Source organism: Enterobacter sp. PL_is379 (assembly GCF_055817355.1).
Genome location: NZ_JBVPGT010000030.1, coordinates 379,373 through 400,296 on the forward strand (window position 1 = coordinate 379,373; position 20,924 = coordinate 400,296).

At 57.9% G+C, this 20,924-nt stretch carries 20 protein-coding genes; 7 read left to right on the forward strand and 13 right to left on the reverse strand.

Annotated features, from left to right (window positions below; translation table 11 throughout):
* Positions 1–111: 111 nt before the first annotated feature.
* On the forward strand, positions 112–1,527 hold the full coding sequence (locus AC0TOY_RS16000) for an MFS transporter (protein ID WP_473722130.1): 1,416 nt from the start codon (positions 112–114) through the stop codon (positions 1,525–1,527).
* A gap of 32 nt (positions 1,528–1,559) precedes the next feature.
* Here the strand turns inward: AC0TOY_RS16000 and AC0TOY_RS16005 are convergent, their stop codons facing one another.
* The 6 genes from AC0TOY_RS16005 to AC0TOY_RS16030 all read right to left on the reverse strand — a co-directional run bounded on the left by AC0TOY_RS16005 (position 1,560) and on the right by AC0TOY_RS16030 (position 5,815).
* The gene (locus AC0TOY_RS16005; RefSeq protein WP_148768574.1) at positions 1,560–2,051 is read right to left on the reverse strand and encodes an Hcp family type VI secretion system effector; all 492 of its coding nucleotides are present in this window, start codon (positions 2,049–2,051) and stop codon (positions 1,560–1,562) included.
* A gap of 21 nt (positions 2,052–2,072) precedes the next feature.
* On the reverse strand, positions 2,073–2,507 hold the full coding sequence (locus AC0TOY_RS16010; RefSeq protein ID WP_148768575.1) for a hypothetical protein: 435 nt from the start codon (positions 2,505–2,507) through the stop codon (positions 2,073–2,075).
* Complete coding sequence (locus tag AC0TOY_RS16015; RefSeq protein ID WP_032647837.1) at positions 2,485–2,877, reverse strand: polymorphic toxin type 44 domain-containing protein; 393 nt, start codon at positions 2,875–2,877, stop codon at positions 2,485–2,487. The genes AC0TOY_RS16010 and AC0TOY_RS16015 overlap by 23 nt, the downstream gene beginning before the upstream one ends.
* Positions 2,878–3,104: 227 nt before the next feature.
* Complete coding sequence (locus tag AC0TOY_RS16020; RefSeq protein ID WP_473722131.1) at positions 3,105–4,100, reverse strand: DUF2891 domain-containing protein; 996 nt, start codon at positions 4,098–4,100, stop codon at positions 3,105–3,107.
* 9 nt (positions 4,101–4,109) lie between these two features.
* On the reverse strand, positions 4,110–5,096 hold the full coding sequence (locus AC0TOY_RS16025) for a DUF979 domain-containing protein (protein WP_473722133.1): 987 nt from the start codon (positions 5,094–5,096) through the stop codon (positions 4,110–4,112).
* A complete protein-coding gene (locus AC0TOY_RS16030; RefSeq protein ID WP_473722134.1) occupies positions 5,093–5,815 on the reverse strand; it encodes a DUF969 domain-containing protein in 723 nt (240 codons plus the stop codon). Before AC0TOY_RS16030 ends, AC0TOY_RS16025 begins: the two co-directional genes overlap by 4 nt.
* A gap of 200 nt (positions 5,816–6,015) precedes the next feature.
* Here AC0TOY_RS16030 and AC0TOY_RS16035 point away from each other — a divergent pair, with 200 nt between their 5' ends.
* Entirely contained in the window at positions 6,016–6,561 is a 546-nt protein-coding gene (locus AC0TOY_RS16035) for a winged helix DNA-binding protein (RefSeq protein ID WP_473722135.1), read from the forward strand.
* Between the two features lie 2 nt (positions 6,562–6,563).
* On the opposite strand, the gene glgX is transcribed toward AC0TOY_RS16035, so the two are convergent.
* From glgX to treZ, 3 genes are read right to left on the reverse strand one after another with little or no spacing between them, the layout of a single operon-like run.
* On the reverse strand, positions 6,564–8,639 hold the full coding sequence (gene glgX / locus AC0TOY_RS16040; protein WP_473722137.1) for a glycogen debranching protein GlgX: 2,076 nt from the start codon (positions 8,637–8,639) through the stop codon (positions 6,564–6,566).
* 15 nt (positions 8,640–8,654) lie between these two features.
* A complete protein-coding gene (treY, locus tag AC0TOY_RS16045) occupies positions 8,655–11,123 on the reverse strand; it encodes a malto-oligosyltrehalose synthase (protein ID WP_473722138.1) in 2,469 nt (822 codons plus the stop codon).
* The gene (gene treZ, locus AC0TOY_RS16050; protein WP_473722140.1) at positions 11,120–12,907 is read right to left on the reverse strand and encodes a malto-oligosyltrehalose trehalohydrolase; all 1,788 of its coding nucleotides are present in this window, start codon (positions 12,905–12,907) and stop codon (positions 11,120–11,122) included. The genes treY and treZ overlap by 4 nt, the downstream gene beginning before the upstream one ends.
* A gap of 132 nt (positions 12,908–13,039) precedes the next feature.
* On the opposite strand from treZ, the gene AC0TOY_RS16055 reads away from it, so the two are divergent.
* The 4 genes from AC0TOY_RS16055 (at position 13,040) to AC0TOY_RS16070 (ending at position 16,448) form a co-directional block, all read left to right on the forward strand.
* The gene (locus AC0TOY_RS16055; protein ID WP_024908537.1) at positions 13,040–13,567 is read left to right on the forward strand and encodes a GNAT family N-acetyltransferase; all 528 of its coding nucleotides are present in this window, start codon (positions 13,040–13,042) and stop codon (positions 13,565–13,567) included.
* Positions 13,568–13,653: 86 nt separating this feature from the next.
* Positions 13,654–14,403 (forward strand): 5'-nucleotidase, lipoprotein e(P4) family, encoded by a 750-nt coding sequence (locus AC0TOY_RS16060; protein ID WP_275985721.1) that lies wholly within the window; start codon positions 13,654–13,656, stop codon positions 14,401–14,403.
* Positions 14,404–14,545: 142 nt separating this feature from the next.
* Positions 14,546–15,532 (forward strand): MBL fold metallo-hydrolase, encoded by a 987-nt coding sequence (locus tag AC0TOY_RS16065; protein WP_473722142.1) that lies wholly within the window; start codon positions 14,546–14,548, stop codon positions 15,530–15,532.
* A 4-nt stretch (positions 15,533–15,536) separates the two neighbouring features.
* Entirely contained in the window at positions 15,537–16,448 is a 912-nt protein-coding gene (locus AC0TOY_RS16070; RefSeq protein ID WP_473722143.1) for a LysR family transcriptional regulator, read from the forward strand.
* Here the strand turns inward: AC0TOY_RS16070 and AC0TOY_RS16075 are convergent.
* Positions 16,439–17,323, reverse strand: a complete 885-nt coding sequence (locus AC0TOY_RS16075; RefSeq protein WP_473722145.1) for a LysR substrate-binding domain-containing protein — start codon at positions 17,321–17,323, stop codon at positions 16,439–16,441. The genes AC0TOY_RS16070 and AC0TOY_RS16075 overlap by 10 nt on opposite strands.
* Positions 17,324–17,437: 114 nt before the next feature.
* On the opposite strand from AC0TOY_RS16075, the gene AC0TOY_RS16080 reads away from it, so the two are divergent.
* Positions 17,438–18,925, forward strand: a complete 1,488-nt coding sequence (locus AC0TOY_RS16080; protein ID WP_090416890.1) for a UbiD family decarboxylase — start codon at positions 17,438–17,440, stop codon at positions 18,923–18,925.
* A 28-nt stretch (positions 18,926–18,953) separates the two neighbouring features.
* On the opposite strand, the gene AC0TOY_RS16085 is transcribed toward AC0TOY_RS16080, so the two are convergent.
* The 3 genes from AC0TOY_RS16085 to AC0TOY_RS16095 are packed head-to-tail and all read right to left on the reverse strand — an operon-like array spanning position 18,954 to position 20,922.
* A complete protein-coding gene (locus AC0TOY_RS16085) occupies positions 18,954–19,379 on the reverse strand; it encodes an ATP-binding protein (protein ID WP_090416888.1) in 426 nt (141 codons plus the stop codon).
* On the reverse strand, positions 19,380–19,718 hold the full coding sequence (locus AC0TOY_RS16090) for an STAS domain-containing protein (RefSeq protein ID WP_024908544.1): 339 nt from the start codon (positions 19,716–19,718) through the stop codon (positions 19,380–19,382).
* Positions 19,708–20,922, reverse strand: a complete 1,215-nt coding sequence (locus AC0TOY_RS16095; RefSeq protein ID WP_024908545.1) for a PP2C family protein-serine/threonine phosphatase — start codon at positions 20,920–20,922, stop codon at positions 19,708–19,710. The genes AC0TOY_RS16090 and AC0TOY_RS16095 overlap by 11 nt, the downstream gene beginning before the upstream one ends.
* Between the last annotated feature and the right edge of the window lie 2 nt (positions 20,923–20,924).

Genomic DNA, 20,924 nt, shown 5'->3' on the forward strand with positions numbered 1-20,924 from the left:
TCCTCAGATATGGCGTTACACGCATTGATTAAGTGCAAATGCTGCGTCTTCCGCACTGTATACCGCATGATTATAGTTTCGTCATCACGATTCTTTTTCGGAGTAACGACGATGACGCTCTTTTCAAACCAGCCCGGCGATGAAGGTTTACCCGGACATGAACGCGCCAGGGTGATGGCCGCCGTTATGACCACCACGCTGATGGGCGTTTTTGACGGTACCATGATCAACATCGCGCTCCCCTCCATGGCAAGCGCGATGCAGGTCCCCGCGAACGTAGCGGTCTGGTTCGCCAACGGTTATCTGCTGTCAGCGGCGATGACGTTGGCCATCTTCGCGGCGCTGGCGGCGCGCGTGGGCTATCGCCCGGTATTTCTTGCCGGGCTTGCCACCTTTACGCTCACCTCGCTCGGCTGCGCGCTGGCAACAACGCCGGAAATGTTAACCGGGATGCGAATTCTGCAGGGCATCGGCGGCGCGGCGACCCTGAGCATCGCCCCGGCGATCCTGCGGTCCGTTTTTCCGGGCCGACTGCTGGGCCGTATTCTGGGGCTGCACGCCCTGCTTATCGCCTCCAGCACGGCGATAGCCCCGGTGCTCGGCGGAACAATACTGGACGCCCTAAGCTGGCAATGGCTGTTCGCCATTAACCTTATTCCGGGCAGCATCGCCCTTCTGCTGGCATGGCGGGCCTTGCCGCGGGAATCGGCCGCTGACCGCACTCCCTTTGACGCGCCGGGCGCCGTGCTCTCCGCCGTGCTGTTAGGTTCAGCGATCATGCTGGCCGACAGCCTTCAGCACGTGACGCAACACATTAACCAGGAGGCCGTCTGCTGGGGCGTTCTCGCGCTGGTCGGCGCCTTCGCCTTTACCTGGCGTATCCGGCGCGCGCAACATCCGTTACTGCCGCCGGTGATGTTCAGAAACGGGCGCTTCACCCTCGCCGCGCTGACCTCGCTGGCGTCGTTTGTGAGCCAGGGGATCACGTTTGTCGCGCTGCCGTTCCTGTTTCAGAGCGTGTATGGCTACAGCCCGGTGGTGTCGGCGCTGCTGTTTACCCCGTGGCCGATTGGCATCGTGCTGATCGCGCCCCACGCGGGTCGCTGGGCGGATACGATCTCCGCGCCGCTGATCTCGACCCTCGGGCTTATCGTCTTTGTCGGTGGGTTGGTCCTGCTGGCCACGTTGCCGGAGAATCCTTCCGTGTGGAATATCTGCCTGCGCAGCCTGGTATGCGGTATTGGATTTGGCTGCTTCCAGAGCCCCAATAACCGGGAAATGCTCGCTAACGTCGCGCGGGAATATGCCAGCTATGCCTCCGGCGTGTTGTCGATTGTGAGGACATTCGGCCAGTGTCTCGGCGCCGCCGTGGTGGGGGTGCTGCTGGCTGTGACTACAGGGTCAGATCATCAAACGCTTGATGACCGGGCCGTGCATCTGGCGCTGTGGATTGCGGTGATTGCCTCAACGGGATCGGTCTTATTTAGCCTGAGCAGGCTGCGCCCTGCTGTTTGGGCATCAGCGTAAACTATTGCAGCGCCGAGAGGCGCTGCTCGTTTTTACGCATAGGCTGTAGGGCGTTCGTTCCAGGCATCAGTGTACTGAATATTTCCGTCCAGAATTTTCCAGGTGATTTTTGCATATCGCAAAGATACATTTTCCATGTGACCTGTACCGGGACAATCTCTTGTATCATGCATTATTGGAGTTATTGAAATGACTTTCACACCTTCCATAAGGATGTTGAAGTATTCCACTTCCTGACCAGCATCATTGATGTGGTAGAACTTTAATTCAGCACTATGAAGCGTCTGACCTGTAGCGACTGCTTTATATAGATAGGGTGAAGATGAATCAATTGCTTTTGTTAAACTGAAAGCTGAGTGTTGCCTTGTACCTGTAAGTTTACCCGTTGCATCATCTGTTGGAATGCTCAGGTTATGAATCAGATCCCTGAGCTCTATACTTCCTTCACGGTCTGCAACATCAGAACCGCCACGGATCATTGCTCCGCCATCGTCTTTCAAAAAGAGGTGTACTGGTACAGCCATTTCTATAACTCCTTATTTTGATTAATCTCTTATTCCATTGGCTATGAGGTTAATTACAGGCATGATCGCTACACCATCTGCATAGAACAGATCAGAATTAGTGAATGAATAAACCTTGCCAGTGATTTTTACATTTACCGTGCTCCCATAAGCTGAAGCAGTAACATTGCTTGTGTTGGCTTCAAGGAATGGTGATCGATCTTCAAGGGCTTTCATAATGTTCCCGCTGTTGTCTTTATCTAAGTAGAAGCGGTAAACACCCGACACCGTAGCGCCCCCATCATCATACTTTGTTATGTACAGTGTGACGGTATCAGAGAGTTTCTGTTTGCTGACAAAACTATCGTGAGGAGGTGCATTAAAATAGTATTGATATGTCAGAAACCCACAAACAACGAGCAATAGAATCGTTGTGAGTAAGAAATGAAGCCGTTTAATAACCGTATTTCTTTGCATATTCTATACCTTGCCTTATCCAAAACTGATCGTGAGGATCATCCCCATAAGGCGGTTTTTGATACCAGTGCCCCCATTTCTTTTTGGAGGTTTTAGCTCTTTCCTGCGCCCATCCAGCCCCCATCAATAGCGTTTTTGATGGTATCCCGGCGGCATAACCAGCCGAACCATAATTGAAGTTCCCAAAATTTGCTAACTCAGGGTGTCCCTGCTTGTAATCCCACGGCCCCTTATTTCTTACTTTTTGATAAAACCAAAGATAGGTTGTCGGGATAGCCATGTTTCTACTCATACCATGCGCTCTTGCAATCCTCATGTTTGCCAACACAAGTGCGATTCCTTCTTTAGGCAACAAAGGTATAACAGCCATATAACCATCCATCCACTGTGGGTATGTGGCCGAGTATCGTACACTTTTGCGATGGTAAAAAAGATATCTGTTTCCAGAGAAATGACGGAAAAATATCCGACTAAGGTATTAATCGCATTAAAAATCAAAGAAATTTAGGCTGCGCCCTGCACGGTCTACAGGCAAGCGTTGCACAATGTAGGCCGGGTAAGCGCAGCGCCACCCGGCAAGAAAGACGACTCGTTTGTTTACTCCAGCGCCAGCAGCGCAAAGCTCGCCAGCCAGTGTCCGCCGCTATAGTGGCTGCCGACGACATGCCCGACGCTGGCGGCCAGGTGTTTCGTCACCGCCTCGCGCAACGCCGGTTGCGCCGGGTGGCTGGCAGGAAGCGCTTTCGCAATGTGCTTCATACACCACGCGCGGCTGAGGTTTAACCCGTCCAGATGGGCAATTTTCGGGTCGGTACGGTCGCTCACCTCCGCCGGGTTCATCAGTGCCGTAACGGCGCCCACCTCTGGCAGAAACGCATCAAACCAGGCCGGGAAGTCTTCAGACACCTTGCTCATCAGCAGCGCCTCCGTCAGCGCGCCGGAAATATACTCGTCTCCGCCGGGCTCATAATGAGCCGGATAGCGCGTGTCGGCGAGATAAAACCGCTCCGCCGCTGCCACAATCGCCTGTTCAAGCGCCTTGTCTCCCACTGTGCGACCGTAATCGAGCGCCAGCGCGAGGGCAAACGCGGTGTTGTAGTGCGTCCCGACGCGGATCGGATAGGTGAGCTTACCGAGGTAATCCACCAGCCGGTTGCGAATATCCTGGGTGAGCGGCTCCAGCGTCCGGTACCAGCCCGCGGCCTGGGGCAGCGACGACTGTTTCAGCTCCTGAGCCAGCGCCAGCAGCCAGCCGTAACCATACGGGCGCTCAAACGAGGCGCGGAACGGCGCGGTGAAATAGGCCAGCTCCTTCGCCACGTTCTCTTCGGTCATGTGCTCGTCAAAAAGCGCGACGATCGCGTCCCGGCACGGTAGTTCCGGATAGAGGCGCACGCAGCGCAGCAGCAGCCAGTAGCCATGCACCGCCGAGTGCCAGTCGAAACAGCCGTAGAAAATCGGGTGCAGTTCGCGGGGCGGCAGAACGTCACCATCATCATTCAGCAGGTGCATGATGTGGTTCGGGTATTCCTGGCGCAAATAGGTCAAAGGCATGCGGGCAAACGCGTCAGCCTGATGTTGCGTTAATTCCATAACAGCTCCTTAGCGAAACACGAGGAAATACATGAGGAACACGTTCACCACCAGCAGGGTTAACGCGGTCGGGATCTGGATCTTGATCACCTGATATTTGTCTTTCAACTCCAGCAGCGCGGCGGGAACGATATTGAAGTTCGCGGCCATCGGCGTCATCAGCGTGCCGCAGTAGCCTGCATACATGCCAATCGCCAGCAGCGGCGCCGGGTTGCCGTGATGCACGTTGATCAGAAACGGCAAGGCGATACCGGCACTTAACACCGGGAAGGCCGCAAAGGCGTTACCCATAATCATGGTAAACAGCGCCATACCCACGCAGTAAATCACCACCAGCATGAAGCGGCTATCCGGGTTCACAAATAGGCTCACCACCTTCTGTACCGAGTCGCCCGTGTTAGCCACCACGAACACGCCGCCGAGCATGGCCAGCATCTGCGGCAGGATCACCGCCCAGCCGATAGTATCGACAAGACGACGGGACTGACGAACGGCATGCAGCGGCGTGCCTTTGGTCAGCCACCAGCCGGTGAGGATCGCCGCGACGCAGGCTACGCAAAGCGCCGCCAGGGTGAGCTGCTTCTGATCGAGCAGAAACACGCCGCTGACCGAAACGCCCTTCAGGAATAACGTGCCCAGCACCGTCACCACCGGGATCATCAGCGCGGGCAGGAACAGCCAGTTTTTGAGCCGGTTCGATGAGGCAACGCGCTCCTCCTCGGTCGACATTTTATAGTGCCCTTTCCCGACCAGACCAAAACCCGCCAGCAGCGCGATAACGATAACGCCACCGCCGATAATCCGGTACGCCAGCGATTTCCCCAGTTCCTGCACCATCAGATCGCCAAACAGGAAGATCCCGCCAAACAAGAACCAGAACAGCGCGGTGGTAAAGCGCTTCGGATTGGCGCGATCGCGCAGGGTCATCACAACCAGCAGCATCACGACAAAGCCAATCAGGTAGTACACGCGGTTAATGGTGATAAGCGTCATCATTGCGCGGCCTCCTGCGTACCCTGCTCTGCACGCCAGGCCATCACGTCGCGACGGATACTTGCATCGAGGCGCAGCAGGCGCGTCATATGAATAATCAATGCCGAAATGGCGGTAGGGATAGCCCACAGGCCGATATGCAGCGGTTCAATGCCCTGAATGCCATTCTCTTTCAGGAACGCGTCGATCAGCAGCACTGCCCCGAAGGCAATAAAGATATCTTCCCCAAAGAAGACCGCGATGTTGTCACACGCGGCGGCGTGGGCTTTGATTTTGTCGCGAATGTGCTGCGGCAGCTCGCCATATTCGTTCAGCGCCGCCCCTTCGGCCATCGGCGCCAGCAGCGGGCGCACCGTCTGGGCGTGACCGCCCAGCGACATCAGACCCAGCGCGGCGGTACCTTCACGGGCGACAAAATAGAGCATCAGAATACGCGCTGAGGTGGCGCTGGCGATCTTCGCCACCCAGGCCTGGGCGCGCTCTTTAAGCCCGTAATATTCCAGCAGACCAATCACCGGCAGGATCAGGATGAAGGTGGCCAGCGATCGGCTATTGACGAACTTCTCGCCGAAGGTCTCCAGCAGCATGCCGAAATCCATACCGACCAGCAGACCCGTCGCCAGCCCCGCCACCACGACCACCAGCAGCGGGTTGAAGCGCAGTGCAAAACCAATAACCACGATCGGTATCCCGATCAGCGGCAGCAGCGTAGTACCGTCCATAACGTTTACCCTATCGAAAGTGAGCGTTGCGCGCCGACGGCTATTTTTTTAATTTGCGGCGAGCGATGTTGTGTTTTGTTGGCAGGCTTCGCAAAACCTGCGCTAAAAAGCTATATCTGAACCTCAAAAACATGTAAACAAATTATCAATAAAATGTTCTTATTTTATCGATGAGTTTACATTTCTGGCTAAGGAACGTTATGACCTCAGAAAAGAGTGCTTCACCCGATCGCGACGATATCAACGATGGCCGGATCGTCTCTTCCCGCCACCTGGTATCCGAGCGCTGCGCGGAGTTATCAGAGCTGGAATATGCGCTGATCATGACCAGCAACGCGTTTAACAAATGGATGGTGCGTTGCATGACGGCAGCCGGCGAGCCCGATATGGGCGCCTTTGACGTTTCGCTGCTGCATCACGTGAACCACCGTGACCGCAAGAAAAAGCTGGCCGATATCTGCTTCGTCCTCAACGTGGAAGATACCCACGTGGTGACCTATGCCCTGAAAAAGCTGGTCAAAGCAGGCTACGTGACGAGCGAGAAAGCGGGTAAAGAGCTCTTTTTCTCTACCACGGAGGAAGGGAAAACGCTGTGCATGAAATACCGGGACGTGCGGGAAGCGTGTCTGATTGCGATCCACGCGGAGAGCGGCATTGCCGGGAAGGCGATTGGCGAGACCGCGCAGCTGTTACGCACGATCTCCTCCCTGTATGACACCGCCGCCCGGGCGGCGGCGTCACTCTAACGCTAAGGACGTCTAAAGAGGGTAATACTGCGTCCGGCCAGTTCGTACTCTACGGTTTCGGTGATCGCTGTCCCGGCGGCAGCGTCATCCGCCGTAGACAGCTCCAGCACCCATCCCCCTTCGCCAAACTGCGGGATCTGGAACGGTACGGTGCCTTCAAACGGGTTGAACAGCATCAGCACGTCGTGCCAGATACCGTCCTCCTGCCGCAGATCCGGCCTGCTGATGGAGACCCCAAGCGTCGAGCCTTCATCCCACTGCTCGGCCTGCTGTGAACCGCCTCCGGCATTGAACCAGCGAATCTCCAGCCCGTCGCGCCAGCTCTCACGACGCAGCAGCGGCTGCTGCGCGCGCAGGGCAATCAACCTCCGGGTGAACTCGCGCAGCGCGGCGTCATTTTCTGACAGCCCTTTCCAGTCGATCCATGAGATCTCACTGTCCTGACAGTAGCCGTTATTGTTGCCCTTTTGCGAGCGGCCAAACTCATCCCCGGCCAGCAGCATCGGCGTGCCGTGGGAGAACAGCAGCGTGGTCAGGAAGTTACGCTTCTGACGCTCCCGGGTGGCGATGATGTCCGGATTTTCGGTTGGCCCCTCCTCGCCATAGTTGTAAGAACGGTTATCGTTATGCCCGTCGTTATTGTCCTCGCCGTTGTCGGCGTTATGCTTTTCGTTGTATGACACCAGGTCATTCAGCGTAAAGCCGTCGTGAGCGGTGATGAAGTTGACGCTGGCCCACGGACGACGTCCGCGCAGATCGTACAGATCGCCGGAACCGAGCAGCCGCGCGGCAAAGTCCGTGGAGACGTTATCCCCCTTCCAGTACTCGCGAACGGTGTCGCGGTACTTATCGTTCCACTCCCCCCAGCCCGGCGGGAATCCGCCCACCTGATAGCCGCCGGGACCGATATCCCAGGGTTCACCAATCAGCTTGAGTCGGGATAAGACCGGATCCTGAGTCATGGCATCGAAGAAACCGCCGCGCGGGTCAAACCCTTCAGGCTCGCGGCCCAGAATCGTCCCCAGATCGAAACGAAAACCGTCAATGTGCATCGATTCCGCCCAGTAGCGCAGGGAGTCCATCACCATCTGCAGCACGCGCGGGTGCGAGGTGTTGACCGTATTTCCCGTCCCGGTGTCGTTGATGTAATACCGGTGCTGGTCCGGGAGCGTGCGGTAATAGCTGTAGTTATCAATCCCCTTAAACGAGAGCGTCGGGCCAAGCTCGTTCCCTTCCGCCGTGTGGTTGTACACCACGTCCAGAATCACCTCGATGCCCGCGTCATGATAGGCGCGCACCATATCGCGAAAGCCCTGAATCCCCGCCGGGCCGTAGTAGCGCGACGCCGGAGCAAAAAAGCCCAGCGTGTTATAGCCCCAGAAGTTCTTCAGGCCACGATCGAGCAGATGCTGATCGTCCGGGAACCAGTGAACCGGCAGCAGCTCCACCGAGGTGATGCCCAGGCTTTTGATATAATCGACCGAGGCTTTATGCCCCATCCCTTCAAACGTGCCGCGCAGCTCGGGCGGAATGGCCGGGTTCATCTGGGTAAAGCCCTTCACGTGGCTCTCATAGACAACGGTATGCGGCCAGGGCACGTTGGGCCGGTTGCTGTCATGCCAGTCAAAGGCATCCGGGTCAATGACCCTGCATTTCGGCGTGAACGGCGCGCTGTCCCGCGTGTCAAAGCTCAAATCCAGCTCGTCATGCCCCAGCTCATAGCCGAAATGGGCGTCGTTCCAGTCGATGTCACCCACCAGTTCGCGGGCGTAGGGGTCGATAAGCAGCTTATGCGGGTTGAAGCGATGACCGTTTTCCGGGTCGTAGGGGCCGTAGACGCGATAGCCATACAGCGCCCCAGGCTTCAGGTCTGGCACATAGCCGTGCCAGACCTCATGGGTATATTCCGGCAGTTCCAGCCGGGCGATTTCGGTTTTCCCGGACGGGTCAAACAGACAGAGTTCCACCCGCTCAGCGTGAGCGGAGAACAGCGCGAAGTTGACCCCCTTCCCATCATAATTCGCACCCAACTGCTGGCCATGACCGGCCCGAATTTCAAACGTTGTATCCTTTGCCATTTTCGTTCTCCACGATTATTCGCAGGTAAGCAGAACCAGTACACATCCCTTTTCTGACGTTAAATCCAGCGTTTCTTGCAGCATGCGGCTTTCGCCGCTGAACAGATCCCGATAGCGCTTCCCGGCCAGTTCGTCGGGTAACGCGACCGTGGTATTGACCCACAGCTGATGATCATCGGTGACGTCAAAAACCAGACGCGGCACGGCAACAATCAGCGCCTCGCCGTCCTTAACGCGCGCATAGACAATCAGGTTATCCTCACGATCGCCGGTGACCTTAAGCGGCAGCCAGTCGCCGTAGCGGAAAAGCGCGTCGTAGTACGGTCGAAGCCGCAGCAGCGTGGCGGTAACGAACTGTTTGACCCTGCCGTCACGCCAGCATATCGGGTTGTCAAACACCCCGGCATCCGCCGCGCTGAGGTGCTGCACCAGGGCCGGAAAGTCCGGCTCCCGTCGGTTATCCGGGTCGACAAGGCTAAAATTAAGCGCCTCGCTGCCCTGATAGATATCCGGGACGCCGGGCGCCGTGAGCTTGATCACCGTCTGGCTGAGGCTGTTCATCAGCCCGGCGCGGATAAAGGGCTGCATCGCCTCGCTGAAATCGTGCAGGAACAGGGTGTTGTCCGGTGAAAGCAGGTGCCGTGCATAGCTCAGCACCACGCTCTCATAGCTCTCGTTGCTGTCGATCCAGTCGGTGCGCTGCTTCGCCTCGCGCAGCGCTTTCTCAAGGAAGCCAAGGAAACGTTCTTCCAGTGATTTCAGCCCGTCGGCGTCGTCCGGTGACAGCGTGGCGGGCCAGACGCCCGCCAGCGCCTGGTAGATCATCCAGGTATCGGCGGCGTTCGGCGCGGTACCGTCATTGAGAAAACGCACCTGGGTCTGGTTCATCTGCCGCCAGCGGGCCAGGTTTTCCCCCCACCGTTCCGGGGCTTCCGTCAGGGTGTAGAGACGCGCCCGGGCATCTTCCCCGCGCTTGGTATCGTGCGTGGAGGTGCCCAGCAGCGCGTCGGGCTGACGGGCGAGACGAATGCGCATTTCCTGGTGGAATCGGGATAATGAAAACGCGCGCGGCGTCGGGTCGGCACCCACTTCATTGAGCGCCAGCTCCAGGTTGTGGCGGAAGAACAGCGTGTCTTCAACGGATTTCGCCATCAGCGGCCCGGTGAGCTGCTGGAAGCGGGTCCTGAACAGCGCGGCGGTGTCGCAGCACGCTTCCGGCAGGTCGCCGGTAAGAATGCGCACGATCAGGCTGAGCGCCGCTTCCGACGTCTCCACGCTGGCAACCACGCGGTTAAGCAGCGCCACGTCCGTCTGGGTTAACCCCTCGCGAGTGCCATAAGTGCGGTAGACCGGAAACGCAATAAGCAGTTCGCGCAGCGCGTGGCGGATTTCCTCGCGCGGCAGCGCAACCTCATTGCGGCGTGCCAGATCCTCAGCAAGGTTCAGCAGCGTGGTGAATTCACCCTCAAAATTACGATCGGCCATCAGGCCTTTGGCATCGCGCAGTTCCGCGTGGCGATCGACCGTGATGCCCAGCGTCTCGTCGTGGATGGTCTCCAGACGCCCCAGGCTATCGTCGTCGACCAGCACTTCCGCCAGCGAGGCGATAAACTCGTAGCCGGTGGTACCAGATACCGGCCAGTCAGCGGGGAGCTGTTCCCCTTTGGCGAGGATCTTTTCGACTGTAATGTAGCAGTCTGGCCCGGTGGCCTGCCGCAGGTGCTGCAGATAGCCCAGCGGATCCGCCAGGCCGTCGACATGGTCAATGCGCAAGCCGTCCACCACGCCCGCGTGGACCAGCTCAAGGATCAGCCGGTGCGTGTCGTCGAAGACCGCATCATCTTCAACCCGAACGCCGACCAGCCCGGTGATCTCAAAGAAGCGCCGCCACGAGAGCTGCTTTGGCGCCTCCCGCCAGGACATCAGCCGCCAGCTTTGCGCGTCGTGCAGCTCGGCAATGCTCTTCTCCTCGCTGTACGTGCCGGGGTTGAGCGGATACTCGGCGTCGTAGTAGACCAGCGCGGCCTTTTTCGTGACGGCGTCACGTTTTAGGGTAATAGCTCCCTTCTCCAGCTCCGCCTCAAAGGTGTCGCCAAGAAACGGCAGCGTTAGCGGTCGCGACCCGTCGATATCAAAGTAGCGGAAATAGCGGCTCTGCTGGCCATATTCAATTACGTCGCGCCACCAGAGGTTTTCCAGCGAGGTGGACATATGGTTCGGGACAATGTCCAGAATCAACCCCATGCCGGCCTGCTTGAGCGCGGCGGCCATGCGGTCAAACCCGTCTCGCCCGCCGATGGCGGGGTCGATTTCATTCGGGTTGGTTACGTCATAGCCGTGGGTGGACCCCGTCGTGGCAGTGAACACGGGCGACGCGTAAAGGTGGCTGATGCCGAGGTCCTTCATATACGGCACCAGCGCCACAACGCGGTCGAACGTCATGCCGTTACGGAACTGAATTCGGTACGTGGCGGAAGGGATCATAACGATGCTTCTCCATTAGCAAAGCGAACGACAATACCGTTCGGCGGTAAAACGTCGGTGACTTCCTGCGAGGCAAAACGCGTCTCCCCCGCCAGAGCGGGCAGCGCGACGGGCTTAATGCCGATATTCAGCGCCAGAGAGAGCGTCCCCGACGGAAAGCGCCAGCACACCGCTACCATGCCGGGCGCGGTCTTGAGCACATGGCCCTCAACGGCGCCGCACGGATGCAGAAGCGGAACGATATAGCGATGGCGCAGCGTCAGCAGGTGGCGCGTGTAGCGCAGCCACGTCTTGCCCTCGTCGGTGGCGACTTTATGCCAGTCGAGCTTTGAGCGGATAAACGTGTTCACGTCGTTCGGGTCCGGGACGGTTTCATCGTGCCCGGCATGACCGGTAAACTCTTTCGCGCGCCCTTCCCGCACCGCCTTTGCCAGTTCGCCGTGAAAGTCGGTGAAGAACAGGAACGGATGCGTTTCCCCAAACTCCTCGCCCATAAACAGCAGCGGGATATGCGGGGAGAGCAGCAGCGCGGCAAGCAGCACCCGCGTCTTGTCGGCACCCGCGAGGGAGAGAAGCCGCTCGCCCTGGGCGCGATTGCCGGTCTGATCGTGGTTTTGGATAAAATCGACGAAGAACTGCGGTGGCTGCGTGCGGCATTCCACCCCGCGAGACTCGCCGGTTTGCAGTGATACCTCGCCCTGGTAGACAAAGCCTTCCGCCAGCGCCCGGGCGAACTTTTTCTCCGGCTCAAAGGCAAAGTCCTGGTAGTAGGCGTGCGTCTCTCCGGTGGCAAACACGTGAGCGGCGTTGTGGAAGTCATCGTTCCACTCGCCGGTAAACAGCGGCGCGTTGCCTTGTTCATCGCGCGGATGCAGGAAAATCACATTGCGGCTGTCTTCCGTGGTCAGGTGAACGTGACGGTGCGGAATGGCCTCTCGGATCCTGGTGGCAATCTCCTCGAGAATATGCGTGTCGGAGCCGTCTTTTATCTGGTCGATGGCATCAAACCGCAGGCCGTCAAGGCGGTATTCCGTTAGCCAGTAGAGCGGCGCGTCGGTCATGTACTGCCTCACCGGCTCGCGCTCGTAGGCGATGCCGTTGCCCCAGGGTGTCATCCGCTGTGCATCGAAAAACGCGGGCGACAGCAAAGGCAGATAGTTCCCCTCCGGCCCGAAGTGGTTAAGCACGATATCCAGCACCACCGAAAGCCCCAGCCCGTGCGCGGCGTCGATAAACGCGTGGAAATCCTCCGGCGTACCGTAGGCTGAGTGTGGGGCATATAGCAGCACACCGTCGTACCCCCAGCCGCGGGAACCGCCAAACTGAGAGACGGGCATCACTTCAAGCTGGGTAATCCCGAGTTCTGCCAGATACGGCAGCTTGTCGATGGCCGCCCGGAAGGTGCCCTCCGGGGTAAAGGTGCCCATGTGCAGTTCGTAAATGACCGTCTCTTCCCACGGACGCCCTGCCCAGTCGCGATTGACCGGCTGGTAGCGTCGGGGATCGATCACCACCGAGGGGCCGTTAACGTCGCCCTTTTGCGCCCGCGAGGCGGGATCGGGCACCGCCATGCCGTCCTGAAGAACAAACTGATATTCTGCACCGTGCTTGACGCCGGGGACGTCTGTCTGGAACCAGCCGTCGCCCGTTGCCGTCATCGGCACGTCGGCGGCGGCCAGACGTAGCGTAAGTTCTTTCTGTCCTTCTGCCCAGACGCGAAAACGTACAACGTCATCGGAAATAAACTCAGCACCCCACCGCTTTTGAAATGTCCTGAATTCCATTCATTGTCCTCGAATGACCCACATTTTACGCGGAACGAAGTACAAGCTTAGTTCAGGATTAAAAGTGTGTTAGCCCAGCGGATTTAACCGCTTCGTCTATTCTTTATGAAATAACTCACTACCGGGAAAATTATGCAGATTCGAAAAGGATTAAATACGGACCTCGTCCGTCTTGAATGTTGTGACTTTTCTTTCACCATTAGCCATATTGCGCGAGAGCCCTTTATCCATTGTGATTTGCATATCGAAGCCGTCGCCGAGCCCTGGATTAAAACCTACGAGCTCGACATCCAAACCCTTGAAAATCACTGCGTTAATCCGGACGCCATATTTCTTATCGCCGAAACGGATGACGGTGAAATAGCCGGATTTATTACCGCCTCAATTGGCTGGAATAAATTTATCTCAGTGGATTATATCGCCGTTGAGCGTACAAAACGCAGAACCGGCGCCGCACAAAAATTGATGGCCGCCGCCCACGTCTGGGCCCGCAGCGTAAACGCGCCGGGATTACGGCTTGAAACACAAAATGTGAACGTCTCTGCCTGTCTGTTTTACCGTAACTACGGGTTCACCCTGGGCGGATACGATCGTTATCTGTATAACGCCTTGCCGGAAAAAGACGAGGTCGCCCTATTCTGGTATTACATGCTGGTCTAGCGACGCGACCGTCATATTTCTGTCATTGAATTTCATTACGCTTTCGGGATTTTAACCAGGGTGTTGAGGAAAAAAGCGTGAATTCAATGGCTAAGGCATTACTGCTGGCATTACCTGTTATGAGTGCAGCGGCAACCGCGACGGCTGCCGGGCGCGACCTGTGTGAACCGAAAGCGTACGAAATGGCGCTGCGCTATCAGCAGAAATCGGCAGAGATTATGGCCCTTCAGCTGCAAACCTATCGGTTTGCCACCGAGCGTTTCAACGAGAAGTTAAAGGATCTGAAAACGCCCGAAAATTACGCCGTGGTGATGGACCTCGACGAAACGGTGCTGGATAACACCCCTCTGCTGGTGCGCGACGCGGAGCAGTGTCACGACTATACACAATGGGACACCTGGAGCGACTGGGAGAAGCAGGGAAAACCCGGCTTAATCCCGGGGGCGAAAGCGTTTCTTGACCACGTGAATCAAAGCAAGGTCCGGATCTACTACGTCTCGGATCGTATGCAGGAAAATAAAGCCGACACGCTGAAAACGTTAAACGCCCTCGGCCTGCCGCAGGTGTCTGACGAAAGCGTGCTGCTGGATACGGTCAGCAAGGAAGAGCGTCGCCAGAGCATCCTCAAAAAACAGCAGATCGTGATGCTGTTCGGCGACAGCCTGCCGGATTTCGCCGTGCAGTTTAAAAACAAAAAGCCGAGCGAGCAGCAGCGTGAGCTGGTTGAAGCCAGCGCCGAACACTTCGGCAACGACTGGATTGTGCTGCCTAATGCCGCTTATGGCGCCTGGTCCAAAGCCACGCTGGATAGCTGGAACGCACCGCTGAAAAAATAAGGTCTTACGGGCCGGAAAAGGCATCCCCCGCCTTCCCGGCCCTTCAGTTTCCTATCCATCCCGTTTATAGGTCCTATCATTTCTGGGCAGGTTCTTATAATTTTACGAAGAAGTAAGATGAGTGCTTTCAAAGGAGACTCGTATGCTTACCGTGAAAAAACTTGCTCTTTCCACGCTGATTTCCAGTTCACTGCTTTTCTATCCTGCGCTGCAGGCCTCGGCAGAGACGCCCCAGCACGTCGTTAAACAACCGGCGGGCGGGTACAGCATTCAGGTTGGGGACATTCTGGTCACCTCGTTTACCGACGGAACCGTCGCGCAGGATCTGCACAAACTGCTGCGCAGGACAACGCCGCAAAACATTGATGCGCTGCTCGCGAAAAATTTCCAGACCAACCCGCCTGAGGTCTCCATCAACGCGTTCCTGATTGCGATGCCCGGACATAAAATTCTGGTGGATACCGGCTCGGGCCAGCTCTTTGGCCCCGGTAACGGCGGCCGTCTGATTGAGAGCCTCGCCACGCAGGGGATTAAACCCGAGGACATCACTGAAGTCCTGCTGACTCACGCTCACTCCGATCATGCCGGTGGCCTGGTGAAAGATGGCAAGGTGGTGTTCAGCAACGCGCGCGTTTTCGTTGGCAAACCGGATATCGACTTTTTCTTTAACGACGACAATCAGAAGAAAACCGGCTACGGCAAGAACTACTTTGACGTCGCGCAGAAGACCTTGAAGCCCTATATTGACGCGGGGAAAGTGGTGCCGTTTAGCGGTACATCGGAGATTCTCCCGGGTCTGACCGGCACGGTTCATCCCGGCCATACGCCGGGTTCAGCCTTCTACACGCTAACGAGCAAAGGCGAGAAGATCACCTTTGTCGGCGACATCATTCATGCCGCGGCGGTTCAGTTCCCGCAGCCTGCGGTGACCATCACCTACGATGAAGATCAGAACAAAGCGGCAAGCGTACGCGAGCATGCGTTCGCTGACTTTCTGAAAAACAAGGACCTGGTTGCCGCCCCGCACCTGCCTTTCCCGGGCATCGGCTATGTGACGAAAGGCGAGAAAGGCGGTTATGCCTGGGTCCCTGTCACCTATACCAACCGGGACGCCAGCGGCGCGAAATAGAGCGATGACGCGGATATCTGACATGGACATAGCCCTGCTCCTGACGCTGGACGCCCTGCTTCAGGACAGGAACATCACCCATGCGGCCGCTCGGCTGGGCATCAGCCAGCCCGCGCTGTCTGCCCGTCTCGCGCGTCTGCGCTCGCTGTTTGGCGAACCGCTGTTCATTCCCTCCCCGCATGGACGCGGGGTATTACCCACGCCGCGAGCGGAAGCGCTCAAGCCGCAGGTGGCGAACGTACTGCGCGGCATCAGCGCGATGTTTGCCCCCACGGCATTTGATGCGCAAACCAGCAGCCGGACCTTTGTTATCGCGCTGCATGAGAACCCGGCGCTGATGCTCGGTACCGGACTGCTTAACCAGGTGGGAACCGACGCCCCCGGCATCCGCCTGCGCTTCGCCCTGCCGGAGATGGCTGACCTGCCGCAGCAGCTGGAAAACGGGGATGTGGACATCTACATCGGCGTGAGCGCGGGCGCTCATGACGGCTGGGTGAGGCGCAAACTCCTCGACGACGCGTTTGCCACCGCCCAGCGTAAAGGCCATCCGCGCGGAACAGGTCCGTTAGATCTGGAAAGCTACTGCGCGCTTTCCCATCTGGTGGTGTCGTCGGCGGGAGATCCCTTTACCGGCTTTATCGACCAAACCCTTGCCGGGCTGGGCTATCAGCGACACGTCGCCATGTCCACCCAGAGCTACGCCATGGCGCCACCGCTGGTTGCCGGTACCGACCTGGTCTGTACCCTGCCGGAACGGATGCTGCGACAGTTCGCCAGCACGCTGGATATTTTCCCACCGCCGCTGCCGCTCCAGCCAATTACCATCAACATGTACTGGCACCCGAAAAACAGCCAGGATCCGGCAAATGCCTGGCTGCGTGAACAGCTGCTGCGGGCCGCCGGACGTCAGGTGTGATCGAGGGTAACCAGAAACTTTTTAAGCACTTCTGAGCGAATAATCCGGTGGCAAACCAGGGTGAGTTCGCTCTCCCGCAGCCGGTCGAGAATGTCCACGTAAACCACATTCTCGACGCTCACCGCCCTTGCCGACGCGGGCAGCAGCGCCAGCCCAAACCCTGCCGAAACCAGGCTTATCACCGTAGGCACGTCGGTCGCGTTTTGCACTACGTCCGGCTGAAAGCCCGCCACGCTGCAGGCGTCATAGAAATACTGCTCCAGCCCCATTCCCTCCGGGTCGCGCAGGGAGATCCATTTTTCGTCTTTCACCGACGAAAGTGTCAGCGCAGCGGACCCGGCCAGGGGATGCTGACGATACAGCGCCAGCACCGTTTTCTCCGAGGTGAACGGACGACTTTGCAGATCGTCCGGCAGCGACGGCAGCGGCGCGCGGATGATGGCGACATCGAGCTGATTGCTCTGCACGGCAGCATAGAGCGTCTGCACGTTTCCCGTCATCAGCGACATGGTAATGGCCGGCCAGCGGCTGTGCATCTGGCGAAGCGCGGCGGGCAGCCTGCCGTCGAACATCGCGCTCGACACGCACCCGAGGTTTAACACCCCCTGCTCGCCCCGTGCCGTTTGTCTGGCGTCCAGCACCGCCTGCTCGGTCAACGAGATGGCAAGCCTGGCTTTTACCAGGAACGCTTCGCCCGCGGGAGTCAGGGTCAAGCGGCGGTTGGCCCGGCTGAAAAGCGTGACGCCTAAACGTTCCTCCAGGAATTTTATCTGCTGGCTCAGCGCCGGTTGCGCCATGTTCAGACGCTCGGCGGCACGGTGCATATGGAGCTCTTCGGCCACGACGATGAAGTGGCGCATCTGACGAAACTGCACGAGACGCCTCCTTATATTGATATGGATTTACTTATCAATTTAACAGTAATGATGCAATTGATGCTATTAGCCATTGCCATAAAAATGGAGGTATTCAACCAAAGGGAGAAAAATATGGAAAACAAGATTAACGATCTCCGCAGCGCCATCGCCTTACTGCAGCGCCACGAAGGGCACTATCTTGAAACCGATCGTCCGGTCGATCCCAACGCGGAGCTGGCGGGTGTCTATCGCCATATCGGCGCAGGCGGCACGGTCAAACGCCCAACCCGCACGGGCCCGGCCATGATGTTCAACAGCATTAAGGGCTATCCGCACTCCCGCATTCTGGTGGGCATGCACGCCAGCCGCGAGCGCGCGGCGCTTCTGTTAGGCTGCGAGCCCTCTGAACTGGCAAAACACGTCGGCCAGGCGGTGAAAAAGCCGGTTGCGCCGGTTGTCGTTCCGGCCACACAGGCCCCCTGTCAGGAGCAGGTCTTCTACGCTGACGATCCTGACTTCGATCTGCGCAAGCTGCTTCCGGCTCCGACCAACACGCCGATTGATGCCGGTCCGTTCTTCTGTCTGGGGCTGGTGCTGGCAAGCGATCCGGAAGACAGCTCGCTGACGGATGTCACCATCCACCGCCTCTGCGTGCAGGAGCGCGACGAGCTTTCCATGTTCCTTGCCGCCGGGCGCCACATCGAAGTGTTCCGCAAAAAGGCGGAAGATGCCGGAAAACCGCTGCCGGTGACGATCAACATGGGACTCGATCCCGCCATCTATATCGGCGCGTGCTTTGAGGCCCCCACCACGCCGTTTGGTTATAACGAGCTGGGCGTCGCCGGGGCGCTGCGTCAGCAGCCGGTCGAGCTGGTGCAGGGCGTGGCGGTCAAAGAGAAAGCCATCGCGCGGGCGGAGATCATCATCGAGGGCGAACTGCTTCCGGGCGTGCGCGTGAGAGAGGATCAGCACACCAACACCGGCCACGCGATGCCGGAGTTCCCGGGCTACTGCGGCGAGGCGAATCCCTCCCTGCCGGTGATCAAAGTGAAAGCCGTGACTATGCGAAACCACGCAATCCTGCAAACGCTGGTGGGGCCGGGGGAAGAACATACCACGCTGGCCGGATTGCCGACCGAGGCCAGCATCCGTAATGCCGTTGAAGAGGCGATTCCGGGCTTCCTGCAAAACGTCTATGCCCATACCGCGGGCGGCGGCAAGTTCCTCGGAATATTGCAGGTGAAAAAACGCCAGCCGTCAGACGAAGGACGCCAGGGCCAGGCGGCGCTTATCGCCCTGGCCACCTATTCGGAGCTGAAAAACATTATTCTTGTCGACGAAGACGTGGATATTTTCGACAGCGACGACATCCTGTGGGCAATGACGACGCGCATGCAGGGTGATGTGAGCATCACCAATATTCCGGGGATCCGCGGCCACCAGCTGGATCCGTCCCAGTCGCCGGATTACAGCACCTCGATTCGCGGCAACGGCATTTCCTGCAAGACGATCTTCGACTGCACGGTGCCGTGGGCGCTGAAGGACCGCTTCGAGCGCGCGCCGTTTATGGAGGTGGATCCGCGTCCGTGGGCGCCGGAGCTGTTTGCCGCTAAAAAATAGAGAAAATCACGCGCGTATGGCCCACAGGTCATACGCTTATTTTCTTTTCAAGCGTGGCGATATTTTCACCCGCCACGCGTTTCACAGTGAAACGATCGACGCTCAGCAAAATGAGCATCAGCCCCCTGCCGCTCTCCAGCAGCGGCGACATTTCGCAGAAACGGTCTCGCCTGGCGGCCTCAAGCCGCTCCTGCGGGAACGCGTCACCCGCGTCGCTGAAAACAACGCAGACGTCATTGCCGCGGACGTCGAACTGGACGCGAAAGACGCGCGAGTTATCCTCGTGAAGCGCGTAGCGGATGATGTTCGTCGCCACTTCACAGGCGGCGAGATCGAAGGCGAAACGCCACTCATCATCGACGGGAAGCGCGCTCAACCTGTCGCCAAGCCAGCCGGACAGCGGCGTCAGGGACGCGATCGCCGCCGGAAATTCAGCCTGATCCGGCCTCTGCATCTACTGCCCCAGTTGCGCAAGCGCGCTATGTTTATCCGGATAGATGCGGAAGATGCGATCCATTCGGGTCAGGGTGAACATGTTCATGATCCCGGGGTTCAGGGAGCACAGCGCCATTTCGCCTTTTCCATTCATCAGCTTGAACAACGACACCAGCATCCCCAGCCCGCTGCTGTCGATAAAATCCACTTTGCTAAAGTCGACGATTAAGGCTTTACGATCGCTGCCAATTTCCTCCGTCACGGACGCTTTAAACGTCGCGGCAACGGAGGCATCCAGCCGCCGGACTGCGGGCGTGAGAATGTTGGCATGCGGTAGTCGTTCGGTGTTAATAATCATTCTGTTCTCCCTGACGCTCAATCACGAGCAGTGACACGTCATCGGTTAAGGCGATGGGTTCATCACGATTTGCATTGCGCCAGTCGGTCAGGTGGTCACCAAACCGCGGCAGGAGCTGGTCAACCGGGAGCCGGGCATGCTCATGAAGCCAGCGTTCGAGACGCTGCGGGCCAAACTGTTCGCCGCTGACGTTCTCACACTCCGTAATACCGTCACTGAATAAGCATAAGCGATCCCCCGGATTGAGGGTAAACGCAACGTCCTCCCAGCTCAGGTCTGGGATCAGCCCGACCGGCGGGCCGCCATCGCCCACGGACGTGACTTCGCTGTCTGCGTTCACAATGACGGGAGTGGGATGCCCGGCCTGACACAGCAACCCCTCACCACTCTCTGGATCGATCACGCCGTAAATGAGCGTGAAATAACTGGTGATGTCGCTCTCTTCACTGCAAAAGCGGCTGTTCAACATCCTGACGACCTCCGCAGGTGACTGAATACCGCCCTCATCGGTAAACAGAAAGCGATCCACCACACGGCCATGTAAAAACTGGCGAGCCACCGCGAGGGACATCATCGCGGCCCCCACGCCGTGACCCGAGACATCAACGCAATAGAATCCCAGATGGGAATCCAGCGGAAAGATATTGAACACATCGCCCGAGACCCAGGCTGACGGTAGGAAAAGCCAGTCGGAGAAGTAGTCACCATAGCGTAAGCGGTGTGAAGGCAGCACCGAGTGCTGAACGCGCGCCGCCAGTTCAAGATCTTTTTCAATCTGATGTAACGCTTCACTCAGGCGCTTGTTATGCGCCGCGAGAGTCGCCTCCAGCGTCAAAATACGTACCCCGGCGTGGAGCCGCGCCCGAAGTTCAGCCTGTTCAACGGGCTTGCTTAAAAAATCATCCGCCCCGGCATCAAACCCCTGCGTCAAGTCCCCGGCATTCTCGCGGGCCGTCAACAGGATGATATACACATAGTGGCCAAACTGACGGTTACGGATCGTCTGACAGAGCGTAAGTCCGTCCATTTCCGGCATTTCCCAGTCGCTTATCACCATGCTAACCGGCTGACTGGACAAGATTTCCAGCGCGGCGACGCCATTTTCCGCCTCGCTCACGAGATACCCCCACTGGGTGAGCATCCGGGAGAGTAGACGACGATAAATCAGCGAATCCTCAACAATTAACACGTGCAGAGCCGACATGT